Annotated in this window: 22 protein-coding genes; 6 read left to right on the forward strand and 16 right to left on the reverse strand. The window is 60.8% G+C overall.

Annotated features, from left to right (window positions below; all coding sequences use genetic code 11):
* Positions 1 to 6: 6 nt before the first annotated feature.
* The 7 genes from V7S54_RS22840 to V7S54_RS22870 form a co-directional block, all read right to left on the reverse strand.
* The gene (locus V7S54_RS22840; RefSeq protein WP_336408835.1) at positions 7 to 1,782 is read right to left on the reverse strand and encodes a Na(+)/H(+) antiporter subunit D; all 1,776 of its coding nucleotides are present in this window, start codon (positions 1,780 to 1,782) and stop codon (positions 7 to 9) included.
* A complete protein-coding gene (locus V7S54_RS22845; RefSeq protein ID WP_065376022.1) occupies positions 1,775 to 2,029 on the reverse strand; it encodes a hypothetical protein in 255 nt (84 codons plus the stop codon). The genes V7S54_RS22840 and V7S54_RS22845 overlap by 8 nt, the downstream gene beginning before the upstream one ends.
* Positions 2,026 to 3,489, reverse strand: a complete 1,464-nt coding sequence (locus V7S54_RS22850; protein WP_065376021.1) for a monovalent cation/H+ antiporter subunit D family protein — start codon at positions 3,487 to 3,489, stop codon at positions 2,026 to 2,028. The genes V7S54_RS22845 and V7S54_RS22850 overlap by 4 nt, the downstream gene beginning before the upstream one ends.
* Before the next feature lie 4 nt (positions 3,490 to 3,493).
* Positions 3,494 to 3,796 (reverse strand): NADH-quinone oxidoreductase subunit NuoK, encoded by a 303-nt coding sequence (gene nuoK / locus V7S54_RS22855; protein ID WP_065376020.1) that lies wholly within the window; start codon positions 3,794 to 3,796, stop codon positions 3,494 to 3,496.
* Positions 3,796 to 4,296 (reverse strand): NADH-quinone oxidoreductase subunit J family protein, encoded by a 501-nt coding sequence (locus V7S54_RS22860; protein WP_336408836.1) that lies wholly within the window; start codon positions 4,294 to 4,296, stop codon positions 3,796 to 3,798. Before V7S54_RS22860 ends, nuoK begins: the two co-directional genes overlap by 1 nt.
* Positions 4,297 to 4,528: 232 nt before the next feature.
* A complete protein-coding gene (locus V7S54_RS22865; RefSeq protein WP_336408837.1) occupies positions 4,529 to 5,524 on the reverse strand; it encodes an ABC transporter permease in 996 nt (331 codons plus the stop codon).
* 46 nt (positions 5,525 to 5,570) lie between these two features.
* Positions 5,571 to 6,404: an ATP-binding cassette domain-containing protein gene (locus V7S54_RS22870; RefSeq protein WP_442892600.1), complete on the reverse strand. Its 834-nt coding sequence runs from the start codon at positions 6,402 to 6,404 to the stop codon at positions 5,571 to 5,573.
* A 99-nt stretch (positions 6,405 to 6,503) separates the two neighbouring features.
* Here V7S54_RS22870 and V7S54_RS22875 point away from each other — a divergent pair, with 99 nt between their 5' ends.
* The 5 genes from V7S54_RS22875 (at position 6,504) to V7S54_RS22895 (ending at position 10,920) form a co-directional block, all read left to right on the forward strand.
* Positions 6,504 to 7,484, forward strand: a complete 981-nt coding sequence (locus tag V7S54_RS22875) for an NAD-dependent epimerase/dehydratase family protein (RefSeq protein WP_336408838.1) — start codon at positions 6,504 to 6,506, stop codon at positions 7,482 to 7,484.
* 47 nt (positions 7,485 to 7,531) lie between these two features.
* The gene (locus V7S54_RS22880; RefSeq protein WP_058327842.1) at positions 7,532 to 8,524 is read left to right on the forward strand and encodes a sugar-binding protein; all 993 of its coding nucleotides are present in this window, start codon (positions 7,532 to 7,534) and stop codon (positions 8,522 to 8,524) included.
* Positions 8,525 to 8,707: 183 nt separating this feature from the next.
* Positions 8,708 to 9,604, forward strand: coding sequence for an NAD-dependent epimerase/dehydratase family protein (locus tag V7S54_RS22885; RefSeq protein WP_336408839.1), 897 nt, complete (start codon positions 8,708 to 8,710; stop codon positions 9,602 to 9,604).
* A gap of 43 nt (positions 9,605 to 9,647) precedes the next feature.
* Entirely contained in the window at positions 9,648 to 10,430 is a 783-nt protein-coding gene (locus V7S54_RS22890; protein WP_336408840.1) for a FadR/GntR family transcriptional regulator, read from the forward strand.
* A gap of 286 nt (positions 10,431 to 10,716) precedes the next feature.
* Entirely contained in the window at positions 10,717 to 10,920 is a 204-nt protein-coding gene (locus V7S54_RS22895) for a cold-shock protein (RefSeq protein ID WP_057248747.1), read from the forward strand.
* A gap of 85 nt (positions 10,921 to 11,005) precedes the next feature.
* On the opposite strand, the gene V7S54_RS22900 is transcribed toward V7S54_RS22895, so the two are convergent.
* The 6 genes from V7S54_RS22900 to V7S54_RS22925 all read right to left on the reverse strand — a co-directional run bounded on the left by V7S54_RS22900 (position 11,006) and on the right by V7S54_RS22925 (position 14,572).
* Positions 11,006 to 11,299, reverse strand: coding sequence for a hypothetical protein (locus V7S54_RS22900; RefSeq protein ID WP_336408841.1), 294 nt, complete (start codon positions 11,297 to 11,299; stop codon positions 11,006 to 11,008).
* Positions 11,300 to 11,550: 251 nt separating this feature from the next.
* Complete coding sequence (locus V7S54_RS22905; RefSeq protein ID WP_336408842.1) at positions 11,551 to 12,147, reverse strand: NUDIX domain-containing protein; 597 nt, start codon at positions 12,145 to 12,147, stop codon at positions 11,551 to 11,553.
* 67 nt (positions 12,148 to 12,214) lie between these two features.
* Positions 12,215 to 12,586, reverse strand: coding sequence for a nuclear transport factor 2 family protein (locus tag V7S54_RS22910; RefSeq protein WP_176707598.1), 372 nt, complete (start codon positions 12,584 to 12,586; stop codon positions 12,215 to 12,217).
* 23 nt (positions 12,587 to 12,609) lie between these two features.
* Complete coding sequence (locus V7S54_RS22915; protein ID WP_336408843.1) at positions 12,610 to 13,455, reverse strand: PhzF family phenazine biosynthesis protein; 846 nt, start codon at positions 13,453 to 13,455, stop codon at positions 12,610 to 12,612.
* Positions 13,456 to 13,502: 47 nt separating this feature from the next.
* Entirely contained in the window at positions 13,503 to 14,132 is a 630-nt protein-coding gene (locus tag V7S54_RS22920; RefSeq protein WP_336408949.1) for a LysE family translocator, read from the reverse strand.
* Between the two features lie 35 nt (positions 14,133 to 14,167).
* Positions 14,168 to 14,572 carry a VOC family protein gene (locus V7S54_RS22925; RefSeq protein WP_336408844.1) on the reverse strand — a complete coding sequence of 135 codons (405 nt, stop codon included), beginning with the start codon at positions 14,570 to 14,572 and terminating at the stop codon, positions 14,168 to 14,170.
* Between the two features lie 130 nt (positions 14,573 to 14,702).
* Between V7S54_RS22925 and V7S54_RS22930 the strand changes: the two genes are divergently transcribed.
* A complete protein-coding gene (locus V7S54_RS22930; protein ID WP_336408950.1) occupies positions 14,703 to 16,070 on the forward strand; it encodes an aminotransferase-like domain-containing protein in 1,368 nt (455 codons plus the stop codon).
* A gap of 188 nt (positions 16,071 to 16,258) precedes the next feature.
* Here the strand turns inward: V7S54_RS22930 and V7S54_RS22935 are convergent, their stop codons facing one another.
* Genes V7S54_RS22935 through V7S54_RS22945 form a run of 3 tightly spaced genes read right to left on the reverse strand, consistent with a single transcriptional unit; the run spans position 16,259 to position 18,652 of the window.
* Entirely contained in the window at positions 16,259 to 17,395 is a 1,137-nt protein-coding gene (locus tag V7S54_RS22935) for an aldo/keto reductase (protein ID WP_336408845.1), read from the reverse strand.
* A gap of 47 nt (positions 17,396 to 17,442) precedes the next feature.
* Positions 17,443 to 18,162, reverse strand: coding sequence for a DUF4405 domain-containing protein (locus V7S54_RS22940; protein ID WP_336408846.1), 720 nt, complete (start codon positions 18,160 to 18,162; stop codon positions 17,443 to 17,445).
* A 13-nt stretch (positions 18,163 to 18,175) separates the two neighbouring features.
* On the reverse strand, positions 18,176 to 18,652 hold the full coding sequence (locus V7S54_RS22945; RefSeq protein WP_336408847.1) for a cytochrome P460 family protein: 477 nt from the start codon (positions 18,650 to 18,652) through the stop codon (positions 18,176 to 18,178).
* Positions 18,653 to 18,696: the final 44 nt, after the last annotated feature.

Consider the following 18,696-nt stretch of genomic DNA (forward strand, 5'->3'; position numbering starts at 1 on the left):
CACCCCCTACTGCCACATGACGGCAAAAACGGCGATTGCAGCGATGACGCCGGCGATCATTGCCAGCGCGTAATGGGTCACCATGCCGGTTTGCAGGCGCCGCAATGCGCCGCCACCATCAAGGATCGCGCGGGCGAGACCATTCACGACGGCATCCACGCCGTTTAGATCGACCCGCAGTCCGGCGCGCGCCGTACCATGCAGGAAGGGCAACGCCGCGGTCTCGGACACGTTGCTCACCGCCTTTTCGTAGCGCGCCAACGGTTTCTCGGCGAGCCACAGGAAGCCCCGCGCACCCTTGCGGTAGAACCAATCGGTGTCGATGCTGATGGTGTTCTCCGGGTCGAGCGCCCTAAGGAACAGCACGAAACCCAGCGCGGTAAACATCAGCACGCCGAGGCTCTCGGTGACATGGGCGCCGGTATAGGGCTCGAAGTCGACCGGATAGGGAAGCAGCGCGTAAAGCGGCTCCGGGAACACGCCGATCGCGATGCAGAGCACCGCCGCCATGGCCATCGCAACCAGCATGTTGCGGGGTGGCTCCCGCGCCTCCAGCTTTCGATCGGTGCCGAAAAACATGTAATACGGCAGCTTGAGCCCGGTGTGCAGGAACGTGCCCGAAGACGCCATCGTTAGGGCCAGCACCACCAGCGCGCGGTGATCCTGCCCCGCGGCGGCCACCACCATCGACTTGGTGACGAAGCCCGAGAAGAACGGAAAGGCCGAGATCGCGAAGGCACCGACCATGTAGAGGGCAACTGTCAGCGGCATGGTCTTGTAGAGCCCGCCGAGCTCGGTGAGTTTGCGCCGCCCGGTGACGTGGATCACTGCCCCCGCCCCCATGAAGAGAAGCGCCTTGTAGAGGATATGCGCGAAGGCATGGCTGGTGGCTCCGTTTACAGCCATCTCGGTGCCGATGCCGATGCCCGCCACCATGTAACCCACCTGGCTGACGATGTGATAGGCGAGAAGCCGCCGACAGTCGTTCTCCAGCACCGCGTAGATGACGCCGTAGAGCGCCATCACAGCGCCGAGCCAGACCAGCAACTCGGTCCCCGGGAACGCCCGCGCCAGCACGTAGACGGCCGTCTTGGTGGTGAAGGCGCTCATGAACACCGCCCCCGTGACGGTCGCCTCGGGGTAGGCGTCAGTGAGCCAGGCGTTGAGCGGCGGCACCGCGGCATTGAGGAGGAACCCTGCCAGGATCAGATAGCCACCTGTATCCATTGTTCCCGCGAGAGCGCCGCCCCCGATCGGGCCGAAGAGCAGCGAGCCGGCCGCGAGCCCGTGAAGCACGATACCGCCGAGCAGAGCGACGCCACCGGTGAGATGCACCATCAGATAGCGGAACGCTGCACGGATTGCCCGTTCTCCCCCTTGCGCGAAGACCAGATAGGCCGACGCAAACGCCATGCCCTCCCAGAAGAGGTAAAGGGTGAGGTAGTCGCCGGCGAAGACAACACCGAGCGCGCTACCGACATAGACGAAGGCAGCCACGTGCTGGCCGGCTTGCGACAGATGCAGCGCGTAGACCATGCCGATCAGCGCCATGATGGTGAAAACGGTGGCGAAGACGATGCTGAGCTTGTCGACCTTTGCAAACAGGATTTCCTGCCCGATGAAGCGCCCCGCGCCATAACTGCCCGGCTCCATCGTGAGGACCGCGACGATCGCCAAAACCGGGATCAGCACCAGGTAGGTCTTGCGGATCGATCCCTTCAGGAACGGGATCGGCACGGCGCCGAGAATGAACAGAAGGGCGGGATGGACGAACTCAATCATAATAGTCCTCGCGCCGCATGAGCCCGCCCTGATGGCCGAGGAACTTGGAAACGAAAATGATGAGCACGCAGGAGCCGAAGCCGTAGACGGCAGACCAGCCAGGCAAGCGGTCCCAGAGATATTCGGCGTGTTCGCGCGGAACCAGAAAATCGGCGACGACGATGAGAACGAGCACAATATAGAACAACCGGCGGCGCGACCGCGCATAGCCCTCGTCACCAAAGAAATCGACGACACGCTTGATCATCTGACCACTCCTTCCGCCAAGGCGAGGAAATAACCGGGGAAGATGCCCATCAACACCGACAGGGCAGCGGTCGCGACCAGCGGGATCGTCACCAGCGGAATTTCACGGACAGGTTCCGCCGCTCCCGGCGCCTCCGCTTTGAAAAAGGCGATATAGCTGACCGGCAGGAAGTAGGCGGCGTTGAGGACCGAGCTCGCCAACAGGACGGCGAGGAAAGCCATCTCTCCTGCTTCGACCGAGCCGAGCGTCAGATACCACTTGCTGACGAAGCCTGCGGTCGGCGGTACGCCGATCATGCTGAGCGAAGCGACGAAGAATGCTCCCATCGTCCAGGGCAGCCGGCGGCCGATACCGGCCATGTCGCTGATGTTTCGCTTTCCCGAGGCGCAATAGATAGACCCGGCGCAGAAGAAGAGCGTGATCTTGGAGAAGGCGTGCACGGCGATATGAAGGATGCCGCCGATCATCGCGACGGGGGACAAAAGCACCGCGCCCAGCACCACATAGGAGAGTTGGCTTACCGTCGAATAGGCGAGCCGCGCCTTCAGGTCATCCCGGGTCAGAGCATAGATCGACGCCATCAGGATGGTGAAGGAGACCAGATAGGCCGTCGCGATGCCAAGACCCAGCCTGCCCACCAGATCCACGCCGAAGACATGGAACACCACCCGCAACACGCAGAACACGCCCATCTTGACCACGGCCACCGCATGCAAGAGCGCGCTGACCGGTGTCGGCGCCACCATGGCGGCAGGCAGCCAGGCGTGCATCGGCATCACCGCCGCCTTGGCGAAGCCGAAGAGGTAGCAGAAATAGATAACCGTCAGGAGCGGCGCCGAGGCATCGACCCTCGCCAGCAACCCTCCGGGTACAAAGTCGAGTGACCCGGCAATTTGATAGGTCAGCGCCAGCGCGGCGAGAAGCACGCTTTTCGACGCGCCCATCAGGTAGACGAGGTACTTGCGGCTGCCCGCCCATGCCTCCTCGTCCTCGTGATGGTAGACGAGCGGATAGGTCACGAGGCTCAGCACCTCGTAGAAGATCACGAGCGTGAACAGGTTGGCGGCGAAGGCGCCCCCGGCGGCGGCGGCGAGACTGGTAGCAAAGCAGGCGAAGAAGCGGGTCTGCGCGTGCTCGTTCAGGTGCCGCATGTAGCCGATGGAATAGACCGCCGCGACGATCCACAGGAGCGATGAGACGGTGGCAAACACCATGCCGAGCGCATCGACCCGGAAAGCGAAGTCGACCCCCGGCAGGATCTCGAACAGGCGCAGTTCGACTGTGCCGCCCGCCAGCACAATGGGCGCCATCGAGATGACGATCGCGAACATGGCGACCGCCGCCAGAGGCGAGACGGCATCCCGGATTTTCTCGTGCTTGTTCAGAAGGAGAACTGCAAGTGCCGCCAGCCCGGCGATGGCGACGGCAAGTAGCGGCCGGACTGATAGCACCGGTTCCAAGCCGCTATCCTTTCATCGCCGTCACGTCGTCGATCTTGAGGGTGGCCTTGTTCCTCACGAGGGCGACCAGAATGCCGAGGGCGACGGCAACCTCCGCCGCGGTGATGGCGATGACGAAGATCGCGAAGATCTGCCCGCGAAAATCATCGTAGTAACGTCCGAAGGCGATGAAATTGATGTTGACCGAGTTGAGCAGCAGCTCCAGCGACATCAGCACGACCAGGATGTTGCGCCTGAGCAGCACACCCGCCGCTCCGATCACGAAGAGGACCACTGCGAGCGAAATGTACCACCAGAGCGGAACCATCACCCGGACTCCTTCCGAGCCAGTACGATGGCGCCGACGAGTGCCGCCAAAAGGATGATCGAAGCAACTTCAAACGGCAGGAGATAATCGGCGAAAAGTGTCGTGCTGAGCTGCCGGACTTGATCGCCGCCGCGCTGCGCGATGGGCTCAACCGCCGAAAAGCGACCACTCCAGAGCACCAGCGCAAGCATCTCGATCCCAAGCAGGACGAGCAGGGTCAATGCAGGCAGATTTCGCCCCGGCAGAAACCGCTGCAGGACCGCCTCGCGCACGTCGATCATCATGATCACGAACAGGAAGAGGACCATGATGGCGCCGACATAAACGAAGATCTGCACGACCGCGAGCAGCGGCGCCTCGAGCAGGACAAAGATTGCCGAGATCTGCAGGAAACATGCCATCAGCGCCAATGCGCTGTGAACAGGGTTGCGCGCCAGGACGACTGTCAGGGCGGTGATCACGGCCCCCGCAGCAAACAGAAGGAAGAACCCCTGGGCCATTGACGCAGCCTCTCCCGCGCGAACCGTTCCGCGGCGCGTGTCGGTCGGAATTCCGATAGCGCCGCACTTCGGTTGCGTTCATAAATTGTGCCTTAGGGAAGGATTTTTCACAAGAATATTGTCGGCAACATAATCGAATGAGGCCGCGCGGAGCCCAAACCGGCTTCGTACAGGCGACGTGCCAGTGTGCGACCCTCAGGGTGACTCCCTTCTTGGCCAGTCTTCGTACGGGTCACTCGCTCTGGCGGAAATTGCGAATACGATCGAAAAGAACCGCAAGGATAGTCGCACTGCCGATGAACGTACCCTGCCAGAAGGCGTTGATGCCGAGAAGTCCGAGGCTGTTGCGGATCACTTCGATCAGTGCTGCGCCGACGAGCGCGCCGAAGGCAGTGCCGACGCCGCCGGCAAGATTCGCGCCCCCGATCACGGCCGCGGCGATGACCTGCAGTTCCATGCCGGCGCCGATATTGGTCGTCACCGCACCGAGCCAGCCGGTTTGGATGATGCCGGCGATGCCGGCCGAGAGCGCCGAGATCATGTAGACGCAGACCTTGATCGGTCGCACGGGAAGGCCCGTGGCAGTGGCCGCCTTCTCGTTGCCGCCGATCGCGTAAACGTAGCGGCCAATCCGGGTCCAACGCAGCACGAAACCGGTCAAAAGTGCCAGCAGGATCATGTAGATCACAGGGTTGGCGATACCGAAGACGGATCCGCCGCCGAGCGACAACAGCTTGTCGTGGTCCGGGCCGAACTCGAAAACCACCGTATTGTTGGACGCGACCATGGCCAGGCTTCGGGCAATCGAGAGCATGCCGAGGGTCACGACAAAGGGCGGAAAACCGAGATAGGCAATGAGAATGCCGTTGAACGCGCCGATCGCCAGCGCCGTCGCCACGGAGGCGGCAATGCCGGTCTCGATGCCGTATCCCGCGTGCATCGTGACGGCGAGCACCATGCTGCACAGGCACAGCACCGAGCCCACCGAAAGGTCGATCCCGCCGGTGATGATGACGAGCGTCATGCCGAGAGCGATGATTGCGACGAAGGTGACGTTGCGGGTGATGTTGTAAAGATTCTTTGCGGTCGCGAAGCTGTCGGTGGCAAACGACAGAAAGATGCAGGCAAGGATGACGGCGATCAGAACCCAGAAGGTCTGGTTCCCGAGGATCGTTCCTCCGAGCGTGCGTTGCCTGCGCTCGATCGTCTGGTCCAGCGTCGTTGCCATCGTTCCTCCCATTCCTCCGGTGCAGACGATCGAGATCGCTTTTCCCTCATCCACCCTCGATGGCTCCGGTAATCAGCCCCGTCACTTCCTCCGGCGAAGTCTCTGATATCGGTTTGTCCGCCACCTTGCGGCCCCGGCGCATGACGACGACGCGATCGGCGACATCGAAGACATCGGGCATACGATGGCTGATGAGCACAACCAGGATACCGCGATCGCGCAACTGCCGGATCAGATGAAGCACTTCGGCCACCTGGCGCACGGAAATTGCCGCTGTCGGCTCGTCCATCAAGACGATCTTCGCCTGCGAGATCATCGTACGCGCAATCGCCACCGCTTGCCGTTGGCCACCCGACATCTGCCGCACGAGGTCGCGTGGTCTGGTCTCCGAGCGGAGTTCTTTGAAGATCTCCCCGGCGCGGCGGTACATTGCCTTGTAGTCTAGCACGCGCAAGGGGCCGATGCCGCGCCTCAGTTCGCGGCCGAGGAAAACATTCGCGGCCGCGGAGAGGTTGTCACAAAGGGCAAGATCCTGGTGAACGATCTCGATGCCGAACTGCCTTGCCTCGATGGGGCGATGCAGGACGATATCGCTGCCGTTAAGGCGCATGGTTCCGTGGCTCGGACGGAAATTGCCTGCGATCATTTTGACAAGCGTCGATTTGCCGGCGCCGTTGTCGCCCATCAGGCCGACAACCTGACCGGCCTCCAACGACAGCGAAATGTCGTTCACTGCCTGTATGGCCCCGAAGTGCTTGGAAATATTGCTGAGTTCTAGCAGCACGACCAGCCTTCCAGACAACACGCGCCAATCCGCCACGCCTCGCCGCGTGTCCGCCCCCTCGCGGGCCAGCGACTGCTTATTTACGCAAATCGTCATGAATGCGTCAATGATCTCTCACCCGATAAACCTGTTTTGTATGACAAATAGACATTGGGGCGAAGCGATCATATATTAGCTAATTCTTGGGAGATAAGCATGCTTATCCTTGTCACCGGGGCAACTGGCAAGGTCGGGCGGCACCTCATAGCAACGCTGCTTGATCGGCCACGTTTTTCGCAAGCGCGCGTTCGCGCGCTCTGCCATAACCGTGTGCTCGATCCAGCCGCGCGGCTGGAGATCATCCGCGGCTCTATCGCCGATCGCGCGGTCGCGGAAGACGCGATTGCCGGTGTCAGCCACGTCGTGCATCTGGCGACTTGCAAGGAAACACCGGCCGACGTCATGGACGTAACCGTCAAGGGCCTCTTCTGGCTGCTCGAAGCGTTCAGAACGAGCCCCACAGCGCGGCAGTTCATCCTGATCGGCGGCGACGCCGCGGTCGGCCATTTCTTCTATTCTCATGACGGACCGATCACCGAGTCGACATCGCACCGCGCCTATCCTGGCTGCTACGCGCTCTCGAAAGTGCTCGAGGAAGTGATCGTCGAGCAGTATGCAATCCAATACGGATTGAACGTCTGTTGCCTCCGGGCGCCGTGGATCATGGAGAAGGACGACTTCAAATATTCGCTTTCCTTCGGTGACGACGTGTTTGGCGGACCCGACTGGAAAACGTTTTTTGGGGCCGACGAAGCCAGGCGTCACGCGGAGGCCGGAACGGTTCCGTTACTGCGCGATGCCGACGGGAGACCGCTTAAACGCAACTTCGTCCACGTCAGCGACCTCGTCTCGGCAATACTCAACACAATCGACAATCCGCGCGCAGAGCGCCAACGCTTCAACATCGCCATGGATCGCCCGGTCGACTACGGTGAGGTCGCAAGCTACCTCAGGCGCACGCGCGGTCTGCCGTCCGTCGACGTTCCAAGCCACTTCCATTCGAACTGGTTGGACAACAGCAAGGCGAAGTACCTGCTGGGCTGGCAGCCGGAATACGATCTTAAAAAGCTTATCGACCAGGCCTGGCAATACGAGCGTCCGTCAAGCGACCCTCGCATCGTCTGGTATCCGGGTTGATTTGTGCCGCGGACAGACGGTGTCCGCTTGTTCAACGGGAGGATAGAATGAGGAAAGCATTGGTGCTTGCAGTTGCAGCACTCGCGCTGGCCGCCGGTTCCGCCGGCGCCCAGACGAAGAAGCAGCTCGTCATTGTCGTCAAAGGCCTCGACAATCCGTTCTTCGAGGCAATCAACCAAGGATGCCAGAAGTGGAACAAGGAAAACACAAGCTCGGAATATGAGTGCTTCTATACCGGCCCGGCGTCGACCTCCGACGAAGCCGGCGAGGCGCAGATCGTCCAGGACATGCTCGGCAAGCCCAGCACGGCTGCGATCGCCATTTCGCCATCCAACGCCAAGCTGATTGCCCAGACGCTGAAGACGGCCAACCCGACAATCCCGGTCATGACGCTCGATGCCGACCTCGCCAAGGAAGACGCGGGCCTGCGCAAGACCTACCTCGGCACCGACAACTACACGATGGGGGCGCGGATCGCCGATTACATCAAGAAGGCCAAGCCGAACGGCGGCAAGATCTGCACGATCGAGGGCAACCCTGGTGCCGACAACATCCTGCGGCGTGCCCAAGGCATGCGTGACGTGCTCACGGGAAAAGAGGGGCTTGCCGAACTGAAGGGTGAAGGCGGCTGGACGGAGGTCGCAGGTTGCCCGGTCTTTACCAATGACGACGGCGCAAAGGGCGTGCAGGCGATGACCGATATCCTCGCTGCCAATCCCGACCTCGATGCCTTCGGCATCATGGGCGGTTGGCCGCTCTTCGGCGCACCGCAACCCTATCGCGACCTGTTCAAGCCGATGGCGGACAAGATCGCGAAAAATGAATTCGTCATTGGCGCGGCGGACACGATCGGCGACGAGGTGGCGATTGCCAAGGAAGGTCTCGTAACTGCGCTCGTCGGCCAGCGCCCGTTCGAAATGGGCTACAAGGCGCCGTCAGTCATGCTGGACCTGATCGCCGGCAAGCCGGTGGAGGATCCGGTATTCACGGGCCTCGACGAATGCACCAAGGATACGGCGGATACCTGCATCCAGAAGTAAAAACGGTGGCCGGGGCGTCGTTTGAGGGTTCCCCGGCGCCTCCGCCCTATCCGCTGCGACCGTGGTCAGCACGCAGTTTTGCCGGCTGGCCGCGGCACCTTGCGACGACCCCGCCTGGAAGATCCCTTTGACGAACTATCCTCGATCGGGATCACCCCAATCTTGCAGAGCATGGAGAACACAATGACCAAGCGGATCATCTTCACCGGAGGGAGCGGCAAGGCCGGCCGCCATGTCGTGCAATACCTCGTCGAACAGGGCCACCAGGTGCTTAACCTCGACACGAAGCCCCTCGACAACCCGAAGGTGCGCACGCTGATCACCGACATCACGGACAGCGGCCAAGTGTTCAACGCCCTGTCAAGCTACACGGGCCTGCACGAATTCGACCCGTCGCTCGCGCCGCAGCCAATCGATGCCGTCGTCCACTTTGCCGCGATCCCGCGCATCCTGATCGCCCCCGACAACGAACTCTTTCGCGTCAATGCGATGGGCACCTACAATGTCATCGAGGCGGCGGTGAAACTTGGCATCCGCAAGATCGTCATCGCATCGAGTGAGACGACCTACGGCCTCGTCTTCGCCAACGAGCCGCGAAACCCGCGTTATTTTCCGCTCGACGAGGACTATGACGTCGACCCGATGGATAGCTACGCACTCTCCAAAGTCGTCAATGAAAAGACCGCGCGCGCCTTTGCACTCAGAAGCGGCGCCGACATCTATGCCTTGCGCATTGGCAATGTGATCGAGCCGCACGAATACCATCTCTTCCCCGGCTGGTTTGCCGATCCGGGCTTTCGCAAGCGCATTGCCTGGAGCTATGTCGATGCGCGCGACCTCGGCCAGATCACACTCAGGGCCGTGGAGACGGACGGTCTTGGGTTCCAGGTCTTCAACGCAGCAAGCGACGATACGTCCTCCGACATTCCAACCCGCGAACTGATCGACCGGTTTTACCAAGGCGTTCCTGTCAGGGGGCAGATCGGCGAATACGAGACTCTCTTATCAAACCGCAAAGCCCGCGCGATGCTCGGCTTTGAGCCCCAACACAGCTGGCGGAAATATGTTGACGTCGAGTGACGCTCTGCGCGGCTGAGCGGTACAGACGCGAGAAAAGACGAAAATGGCTGAACGACAATCAGGAAAAGTCTCCGCCGGATCGACCACGGCAGAGGCGAAGCGTGCGAGCCGACGCCTCGATGCGCCTCGTATGTCGGGACCCAGCGTCCACATGTCGCTTGCCGATGACATCGGGCTCAGTATCGTGCGTGGCGACTATCCGCCCGGAACGATCCTGCCGAACGAGACGCAATGGACGGAAATCTTCAACGTCAGTCGCACTGCGGTGAGAGAGGCGATCAAGATATTGATGGCCAAGGGCTTGCTCGCCTCGCGCCCGAAAGTCGGCAGCTGGGTGGAGCCGAGGGAGCGCTGGAACCTGCTCGATCGCGACGTTCTGAGCTGGTATGCGGTCTCGCCGGACCGTCTCCAGTTCCTCAAGACCGTACAGGAATTTCGCCACATCCTGGAGCCGGAGGCGACCGCGCTCGCCGCCACCCGCCGGAACGAAAAGCAGATGATCGAAATCAGCGCAGCATTGAGAGACATGCAACAGGCGACAACGCTGCAGACCCGCATCCAGGCCGACACGCGCTTCCACCTTGCAATCCTGCACGCGTCGGGAAACGATCTTCTGGTGCCGCTCGGGGCACTCATCGAATCTGCACTCAACCACCTTTTTCTGCTGGTGACCCGGGAGGACAGCAGCTCCGTCCACGCACTGAAGCTTCACGAGAACATCGAGAAAAGCATCCGCCTCGGACGCCCGAACGCGGCTCGCAATGCCGTACGGCGACTTCTAGCCAATACCGATGAGCTCATAGCGCAATCGGGGCGCAATGCATGATCGTCAGGTCGTATGGCATGAGGACCTCGAGCGCACTTCCGTTTGCGTGAAAGTTCGCTGTCCCGCCGCGCTATATCGTGCACGAAAAATCGCAGCGCTCGCCTTCATCATCATTAGGCACTGTCTACGACGGGCAATGGCGCACAGGCGGCCTTCGCTGACAGGACACGAAAGAGTTCGACCGCGTGCCGTCCGAGCCGCAACCGCGTGAATGCGTGGTTGCGGGAGGCGGCAGCCTTGAATAAGCTGCAGCGAGAATTTGCAGACTCAGCTGACGAGGATAATCATGGCAATCGGTACGGTTAAGTTTTTCAATCAGGACAAGGGCTTTGGCTTCATCACACCGGACAACGGTGGAGCGGACGTCTTTGTCCATGTGTCAGCGGTGGAAGGCGGAAGCCCACTTCGAGAGGGTCAAAAGGTCAGCTACGAACTTGGCCAGGACCGCAAGACCGGAAAATCGAAAGCCGAAAACGTCAGGCCAGCTTGAACGTCTCGACCTACGGGACTTCTTACGGTCGAGCGCTCTCGGCAATGGCAGGCTGAGCCATCAAAGCGGAAAGCAGATCACCGCTTTAGGTTGGTTTAAAGCCAAGGACGAAATCGACGACCTTCGACGAGGACATTTCGCAGGGCTTGAGCGTGGTGCTCGCACCAGAAAGCACATAAATGTTGAAGCTGACGACATCCGCTCCGCCCAGTTCCTCGCCAAATAACCAGATCCGCCTGCCATCGGCCGAGCGCCTGACGGTCACGCCCCATGGGCGACCTGCGAAGCTTCCTTGTCGATAGCCGTCGGGAAGCTGCGCAAGCGCCTTCGCAAACTTGACCAGCACCTCGGATGATGGCTCTGGCACCGACGGCGTCATGGGGCGAGGCACTCGTCACAATTGCAGCAAGCGTCGGCGTCCATTCGCGAGGCCGACCGCTTCTTTTGACGACAGAGGCCTATCATCGCGTTTCCGGACTGGCCTCGGTCGTGCTCGGGCGGGATGACTTCGATGTCGATGTCGAAAAGGACATTCGTTGTAAACTGATCCATCTCGAGGTTCCATGTCGAGGACGGCAATCTTAGCAGGATCATCATCTATCCGAGATCGATATGGCCCGGAGATCCGGTTCAGCGCTTCACGTCCTTTTCCTGAAAGAGCCGGATCGTCAGGTGCTGAAGCAGAATGATCGTTTTGGCGTCGCGAATCTCACCACCGTCGATCATCTGGATCGCGTCGGACAACGAAATTTCCAGTACGTCTATGTCTTCTCCCTCGTCAGGAGCGCCGCCGCCAGTTCCCACCCTGTGTTTCTCGGTATATTCGCCGTAGAAAAATGCCAGGTATTCCGTGACCGATCCGGGGCTCATGTAGATGTCGAAAAGATGCGTCAGCTCGGAGACATCATACCCAGTTTCTTCAATCAGTTCTGCACGCATCCGTGTTGCCGGCTCGGCACCATCAAGCAGTCCCGCCGGGGTTTCGATCAATGACTCCAGACCGCCATTCAAGAAAACCGGCAAACGAAACTGACGGGTCAGCAGAACACGGCCACTTCGGGGATTGTACAACAGACATGTCGCCCCGTTGCCACGATCGTAAGTCTCTCGGGTCTGCCGCTGCCAACCTCCATCCCTGAGCCGAAGTTCATATTCGTACTTGGTCAGCCGTCCCCAATCATCCGCCAATACACGCTCCGCGATCGGCCGGAAAACACTCTCGTCCATTAAGTCACCACTCTCTTGTTTACCGCTTCAAAGGCCGTGCAATCGGCCCCGTACAGTCTGCCTAAGGCTACAAAAGCCTCCGCTCGCTGATCTTGAACCAGGCTTTGGCAATCTTGCCGTTTTCAACTTCATAGATACAAACGACATCGACCTCGCCCTTCCCTTCCGGAAAAGTTCGAGCAACCGTTTCGTGGTCGATGACGACATTGCCGACCACGATACGTGTCAGCAAAGTTCCGTGTAGATCGGGCTCTTTGAACCGTTCGATATGTCGCTCCCGAATTTCGACAGCGCTCCCTGCCAGAAGCGTGGAGGGAAATGCGTAGTACTGGCAATCATCAGCCCACCAAGGCATGAATGCCTCAATGTCTCGGGCGTTGTAGGCTTCGAGCTGTCTTTGGACGGGGAGCTCAATTTCTGCCCTATCGATTGTATTCAATGAAACACCTCTTCTTTCCCTTTTCAAAGGCCGTGCAGCCCGCCTTCGACATGCGTGCGCGTTTCGCCGCCTACCCAAATTCGGCCAACATCATCGCGGCCCACATGAATCCGGCCATGGCGCCCAAGACGGGTCCCCTGGGCGGCGACATAGTCCTCCGCAACCACACTTCCAGCGAACAACCACTGTGCGATCGAGGCATTGAGGCTTCCGGTGACGGGGTCTTCGACGATTGCACCCAGATGGTCGCTGAAGAACGCGCGAACCTCGAAAGCTGCATCGCCACCCTTTGCATGCGGACCAACCACACCAACATCGATCCGACCGGGCCAGCTTCGGAGCGGACTGAGCGAAAGCACTTTCTCCGCCGATGCCAATCTGATCCCCAGCCATCCAGGCCCATTGTCGATCCAGGCGGCATCAAGGATATCGCAAGGTTCAATGCCCAGCAGTTGTCGGGCCCCATCCAATTCACCCTGTGTTGGCGCGCCGGAACGGATCAGCGGCGGAGCGGCAAACGAAAGCCGCCCATGCGCACGCCGGATCGTGACCAGACCGGCCCGGCATTCCTGAATGATTTCCGTCGCCTTCTTCGGCACCCGACCCGTCGAGAGCCAGACATGACAGCTTCCAAGCGTCGGGTGCCCGGCGAAAGGCATCTCCCTGTCCAGTGTGAATATTCTGACCCGGTAGTCTGCATCTGGATGCGTGGGCGACAAGAGAAAGGCGGTCTCGGACAAATTGAACCACCGCGTCAACTGCTGCATCTCATCGGTCGTCAGGGTGTCGGCGCCCATGACCACCGCCAGCGGGTTACCAGAAAGCGGCCTAGCGCCAAACACATCGACCATATGGACGGCAAAGGTCATGACATTGCTTCTCAATTTGGATCAATTCATTGGGGTATCGACGAACATCAGCTCTGCGAGGCAAGCAGTTTAAGTCCCGCAACAGCAAACACGGCTGAAAGCACACCTTCAATCCAGCGCCGCAATCTGGCGTACAGGGCAATCATGGAGGCTGTCGAAAAGACAATGGCGTAACCGCCAAACACCAGGACACCGAGGATGGCGCAACCGCCGACGATCAGTGGCAGCGTGCTTGCCGGCGCGTCTTCACGGAACCCCAGCGACATGATCGCCATCCAGGCCATGATGGCCTTAGGGTTTCCGATATGCATGAGGATGCCCTGCCGGTAGAGCGACCGATAGCACGGCGTCGTACGCTCTGCGTCCATCTTCGTAAAATCGGAAGTTGGCTTCAGAGACGACTTGCCCGCACGAAACGCCAGATAGAGCAAATAGACACCGCCAACGATCTTGATGACGAAAAGCGCCTCTGCATAGGCGGCCAACACGGCGGAAATGCCCGTCGCCGCCAGTACTGCCCAGAAGAGCGAGCCCGTGATGACGCCCGCCGCCAGGACGAGGGCGGGCAGGCGGCCATCGCGCATCGCCGTTCCCATGATCGCCATGTTGCTCGGCCCAGGACTGGCGGTGGCGACGAGATAGGTGCCGTAGACGAGTGCTATCTGACTGCCGATCATTCGAAATTCTCCAGAAACAGAAGGCTTCTCCAGCATCAATGCTGGAGGTCTCCGCGGTGAACGATGTGGACCTTGTTTCCATCGGGGTCGCGCAGATACGCACCGAAGTAACCGTCGCCGTAGTGTGGGCGCGGGCCTGGGGCGCCTTCGTCCGTCCCGCCGTGCGCGAGACCCTCCGTGTAGGCCGTCGTCACAGCCTTCCGCGAGGGGGACAGAAAGGCGGCCATGCAGCCATTGCCGGCCGTCGCCGGCTCGCCATCGAAAGGGATGTAGACATAGAAGCGCGGCAGTGGCGCTTGAATAGCCACCCAGCAAAGCGCCGGAGGCCCGCCATCGGAGGCAACGACGCGGCGTTTCAGGCCGAGCGGAACGAGCACGGCGTCATAGAAACGACCCGCCCGCTCAAGATCGCGCGCCCCGACGGTAACATGACTGAACATCTGGCTCTCCATGCGCCCGTCATCGCGGTCAGGCGCCTCCTGCAAGTGTGTATTTCGTTCAACGTCGTCATAGCGTATGTTACACTTGCTGTTTATATGAATAGTGTCATGTGACACTTTTATCGAGGTGGTGAACATGCTCCTTCAATCGCCATGGGCACCACGTCTCGCCGACATAGAGGCGAATGCCGCCGAGCGGCTGGTGCTCGCTCTGGCCGACGACATCATCGAAGGGCGGCTGACGGGAGGCGACCGCTTGCCGGCGCATCGCGATCTCGCATGGAAACTGGGGATTGGCCTTGGCACGGTGACGAAAGCCTATGCCGCTCTTGAACGGCGAGGTCTGACACGCAGCATCAAGGGCCGGGGAACGTTCGTGGCGATCCGCCACGCACACAAGGATCGGCAGATCGATCTCTCATCCAACGCCCCGCCAGCAACGCTCAACGCACGCCTTCTGGCGCGGACATTGACGGGGATCGCGCGCAAGATCGATGCGGATCATCTCAATCTCTACGCCCCGCCCGCCGGACATCTGGAGCACCGCCGTGTTCTGGCCCGCTGGCTCGAAACACTGGGTCTCATCGTCGATCCGTCGCATCTGGTGCTGGCGAGCGGCGCCCGCCAGGCGCTCTCGCTGGCCTTCGACCTCGCCTGCGGTCCGCAGGGGCTCCTTCTGACCGAACGGATCACCTATCCCGGTGCAATCGCGCTGGCCCGGCGGAAGGGATATCGGATGCAGGGTGTCAGGATCGACGCAGAAGGGATGGTGCCAGAGGCACTGGCAGAGGCGCTCGACAGGGCCGCATCGGGCGGCAGAAAGGCAGTTTACCTCACCCCGACGCTTCACAATCCGACCACCGCCACGATGGGCGGGGAGCGAAGGCAGGCCATCGCGGAAATTTGCCGTCGGGCGGGCGCGTGGATCATCGAGGACGGCGTCTATGCGCCGGCCGAGCCGGCTTTGCCCCCGCTGACGGCATTGGCGCCCGAGATTGCCTTTCATGTGAACGGGCTGTCCAAGTCGCTTGGCCCCGGATTGCAGATCGGCGTGCTCGCGCTGCCGGCTGGGTTTAACGAAGCAGCGCAAGACGCCTTGCAAGACATGCCTCTGGCCCCGTCGCCACTCTCCTGTGCAGTGGTCGAGGAATGGCTGGCCACCGGCGTCATCCCTTCGATCCAGCGGGATCTGCGCCATGAGGCGCGGCGTCGAGCCAGTCTGGCTGTCTCTCTTCTCGGTACGGCCGAACTTGTCTCTGATCCCGATGCCTATAACGCCTGGCTGCCGATGCCGCGCGAGGCTGCGAACCGTTTCGTATCCACCGCTGCGGAGGCCGGCATCAAACTGACCCCTCCGGATACCATGATGGTGGACCGAGAGGATCGGGCGAGCGGAATTCGGCTTTGCCTCGGCGGCCCGTCGTTCGAAGATCTGAGTGAGGCACTGACACTTCTGGCGCAGTGGCTAATCGAGATGCCAAGGCAATCTGCGACATAACACCCGCGAACGCCCCACCTCACGCAACCAACTTGAGCGCCCGTTATTGCGACAAACGAGCCACAAATGAGCGCGGCTTCCTCCGACACGACGACTTTAGAACACGAAGTCGCCTCTCGCAGATAGCTCCCGATTTGCCGTAGCTGGCCCAAAGCAAACAGATTGCTTTGGGCGGGCCTAAGTTGCGATTACGACTTCAGCGGTGCTTCAACATCCGAATAGGCCTGGACAGCGTCTGGCAGCCTCGCGCCACGGATCTCGATCGCCGATACGGAGACGTTCAGTTCGGCAATTTCGGCGGGCGAGAACTGTATTGTCGGCGCACCGATGTTCTCGATCATGTGCGCCATCTGCGTCGTTCCTGGGATCGGCACGATCCATGGCTTTTGAGACAACAGCCAGGCTAGAGCAATTTGCACCAGTCTGGCCTGCTTGCGTTCGGCCCAAACTTTCAGGAGCTCGACGAGCGCCAGGTTGTGGGGCAGGTTTTCAGGGGCGAAGCGGGTCTCGATGCCGCGGATATCCCCGGGGGCAAACCGCGTCTCCGCATCGATCGCACCGTTGAGGAAACCTACACCAAGAGGGCTCCACGGCACGAATCCTATGCCGAGTTCCTCGCAAATCGGAATCGCACCGGTCTCCGGGCCGCGCCAAAGCATGGAATATTCGCTCTGGACAGCGGTCAGGGGCAGCGCCGCATGTGCTCGGCGCAGCGTGTTCAAGCCCATCTCGGACAGGCCCCAATGCAGGACCTTGCCTTCGGACATCAGGTCTTTGACGGTCCCGGCGACGTCCTCGATTGGCACCTGTGGGTCAACCCGGTGCTGGTACAGAAGATCGATGCGATCGGTACGCAGCCGCTTCAGCATACCCTCGACGACAAGCTTGATGTGCTCGGGGCGGCTGTTAAGACCGGGCTTCCGTTCCCCGGTTTCCTGATCGATGTTCCAACCGAACTTCGTGGCGATGACGACCTGGTCGCGGAAAGGCTCCACACCCTCGCCAAGGATCCTTTCCACCTCGTGCGGACCATAGGCTTCGGCGGCGTCATAGAAAGTGAGGCCACGGTCGAAGGCGGTTCGGATGATATTGTGCATCTCCGCGCGCGTCGGAACGGTGCGCTGATAGGTCCGGCTCATATTCTGGACGCCGAGGCCGACGCTCGAAACTTCGAGAGAGCCGAGTTTCCGCCGTCCGATTTCCGACACAGTCGTGCTGGTATGGGTCTGCTCCGGTGTGGCGGTCTGCGCCTGCGCGACACCGGCGTTGGTCACTGCGGCCAGGGTGCCCGCTGCCAAAAGCAAGTCTCGACGGTTAAGCTCCATGTTCTCGTATCCTCTCTTGTTTTGATTTGAAGGGGTGGGCGAACTGGTCAGGAGATGGATTTCGCTCGGTCCTCGCCGAGTGCGCTGACCTCGGCCGGCCGACGTCTAGAAGCCTGAATGGCCGTGATGCCGTAGTGCCCCGCGGCGACGTAAAGTCCGGTGATGGAGGCGACGCGGAGGAAGAACCCAGCGGCGCCTTCGTTGAAATCCCAGAACTGCATCGTGGGGACCAGGAGAAGTCTCGATCCGACATCGAGTTCGAAGGAACTGTAGACGCCGCACGTTGCGATCCCACAGGCGGCAAGCCTGAGCAGTGTCGTTCGGCCGCGGTGGTTTCGACGGATGCCGAGCAGGCTTCGGACGACGTTCATGACGATCGACCAGTGAAGCCCGAGGTGGATCGAGACGATGATCAAGGCCCAATAGGCGGCCAGGATATGAGCGTCTCTGGCGGAGCGGCCGCCAACGGCGAGAAACCCGAAAAGCGACTGCGAAATCAGGATGCTCGTGGTCAACAAGGTCACCATCGTGACCAGCAGCGTCAGGTTCAGCCCGATGGTCACCAACGGCCTCGCCTGACGCGGCGTCCGTGCTACTCCCCCGTACCAGCGGCGATTGAAGACGTTGTGGAGGAGAAGCAGCGCGAACATGCCCGTGCCGATCAGTTCGTGCGAACGGTTGTCCATCCACCAGTATGCCATGGCGACCACGAACAGACCGACGGCGAGAAAGTCCAATCCGAGGCGCAGCAGGAAAACCGGGGTCATCGCCAACCCTCCGTCATTCGATCACCGTGCCGTCGAATGCTCCGAGCGCGTCGAACGTGTAGAGGAAGTTCTCACCAGAGCGGGAGGAATGGCAGGACTGGCAGCGGGCGGTGTCCTCGTCCATGTTGACGGACTTGTCGGCCCAGAACCATTGGAACTGCCAGTCGTCCGTCCGCCGGTTCTCGGGGTAGTCGTTGCCCCAACCTTCCCCCTTCTGCATGACAAAGTAGCGGTGGACCTTTCCGTCGCGGTGGTCGACCAGCACGAAGTGCGTGCCATCAGGGATGGGTTGCCCGTTCTTGACCGCGTCGACCGCCTCGCGCGTGGTCATGATGTGTTCGGTCACCTCGCCCCGGCGGACGGTCGTGTAGTGCACGAGGCCGTCTAGATTTTCCGGAAACTGGACGCGGTTCGCTTCGGCGTGGACCTGGGTGTCAACGGCTACGGCGGAAAACGCCAGCGCGCCCAGCCAGAGTTTAGTGCGTGTCATCGTTTTCTCTCACGAATTGGACAATCGAACCGTACGTGAGAGCG

This window comes from Ensifer sp. CCNWLY38, assembly GCF_037120565.1.
Classification (GTDB): Bacteria; Pseudomonadota; Alphaproteobacteria; order Rhizobiales; family Rhizobiaceae; genus Ensifer; species Ensifer adhaerens_H.

Coding starts and splice junctions, on each gene's coding strand:
- V7S54_RS22840 (WP_336408835.1), bottom strand. CDS start 1,782: ATGATTGAGTTCGTCCATCCCGCCCTTCTGTTCATTCTCGGCGCCGTG.
- V7S54_RS22845 (WP_065376022.1), bottom strand. CDS start 2,029: ATGATCAAGCGTGTCGTCGATTTCTTTGGTGACGAGGGCTATGCGCGG.
- nuoK (WP_065376020.1), bottom strand. CDS start 3,796: ATGGTTCCGCTCTGGTGGTACATTTCGCTCGCAGTGGTCCTCTTCGTG.
- V7S54_RS22860 (WP_336408836.1), bottom strand. CDS start 4,296: ATGGCCCAGGGGTTCTTCCTTCTGTTTGCTGCGGGGGCCGTGATCACC.
- V7S54_RS22865 (WP_336408837.1), bottom strand. CDS start 5,524: ATGGCAACGACGCTGGACCAGACGATCGAGCGCAGGCAACGCACGCTC.
- V7S54_RS22870 (WP_442892600.1), bottom strand. CDS start 6,404: ATGACGATTTGCGTAAATAAGCAGTCGCTGGCCCGCGAGGGGGCGGAC.
- V7S54_RS22875 (WP_336408838.1), top strand. CDS start 6,504: ATGCTTATCCTTGTCACCGGGGCAACTGGCAAGGTCGGGCGGCACCTC.
- V7S54_RS22880 (WP_058327842.1), top strand. CDS start 7,532: ATGAGGAAAGCATTGGTGCTTGCAGTTGCAGCACTCGCGCTGGCCGCC.
- V7S54_RS22885 (WP_336408839.1), top strand. CDS start 8,708: ATGACCAAGCGGATCATCTTCACCGGAGGGAGCGGCAAGGCCGGCCGC.
- V7S54_RS22890 (WP_336408840.1), top strand. CDS start 9,648: ATGGCTGAACGACAATCAGGAAAAGTCTCCGCCGGATCGACCACGGCA.
- V7S54_RS22895 (WP_057248747.1), top strand. CDS start 10,717: ATGGCAATCGGTACGGTTAAGTTTTTCAATCAGGACAAGGGCTTTGGC.
- V7S54_RS22900 (WP_336408841.1), bottom strand. CDS start 11,299: ATGACGCCGTCGGTGCCAGAGCCATCATCCGAGGTGCTGGTCAAGTTT.
- V7S54_RS22905 (WP_336408842.1), bottom strand. CDS start 12,147: ATGGACGAGAGTGTTTTCCGGCCGATCGCGGAGCGTGTATTGGCGGAT.
- V7S54_RS22915 (WP_336408843.1), bottom strand. CDS start 13,455: ATGACCTTTGCCGTCCATATGGTCGATGTGTTTGGCGCTAGGCCGCTT.
- V7S54_RS22920 (WP_336408949.1), bottom strand. CDS start 14,132: ATGATCGGCAGTCAGATAGCACTCGTCTACGGCACCTATCTCGTCGCC.
- V7S54_RS22925 (WP_336408844.1), bottom strand. CDS start 14,572: ATGTTCAGTCATGTTACCGTCGGGGCGCGCGATCTTGAGCGGGCGGGT.
- V7S54_RS22935 (WP_336408845.1), bottom strand. CDS start 17,395: ATGGAGCTTAACCGTCGAGACTTGCTTTTGGCAGCGGGCACCCTGGCC.
- V7S54_RS22940 (WP_336408846.1), bottom strand. CDS start 18,162: ATGACCCCGGTTTTCCTGCTGCGCCTCGGATTGGACTTTCTCGCCGTC.
- V7S54_RS22945 (WP_336408847.1), bottom strand. CDS start 18,652: ATGACACGCACTAAACTCTGGCTGGGCGCGCTGGCGTTTTCCGCCGTA.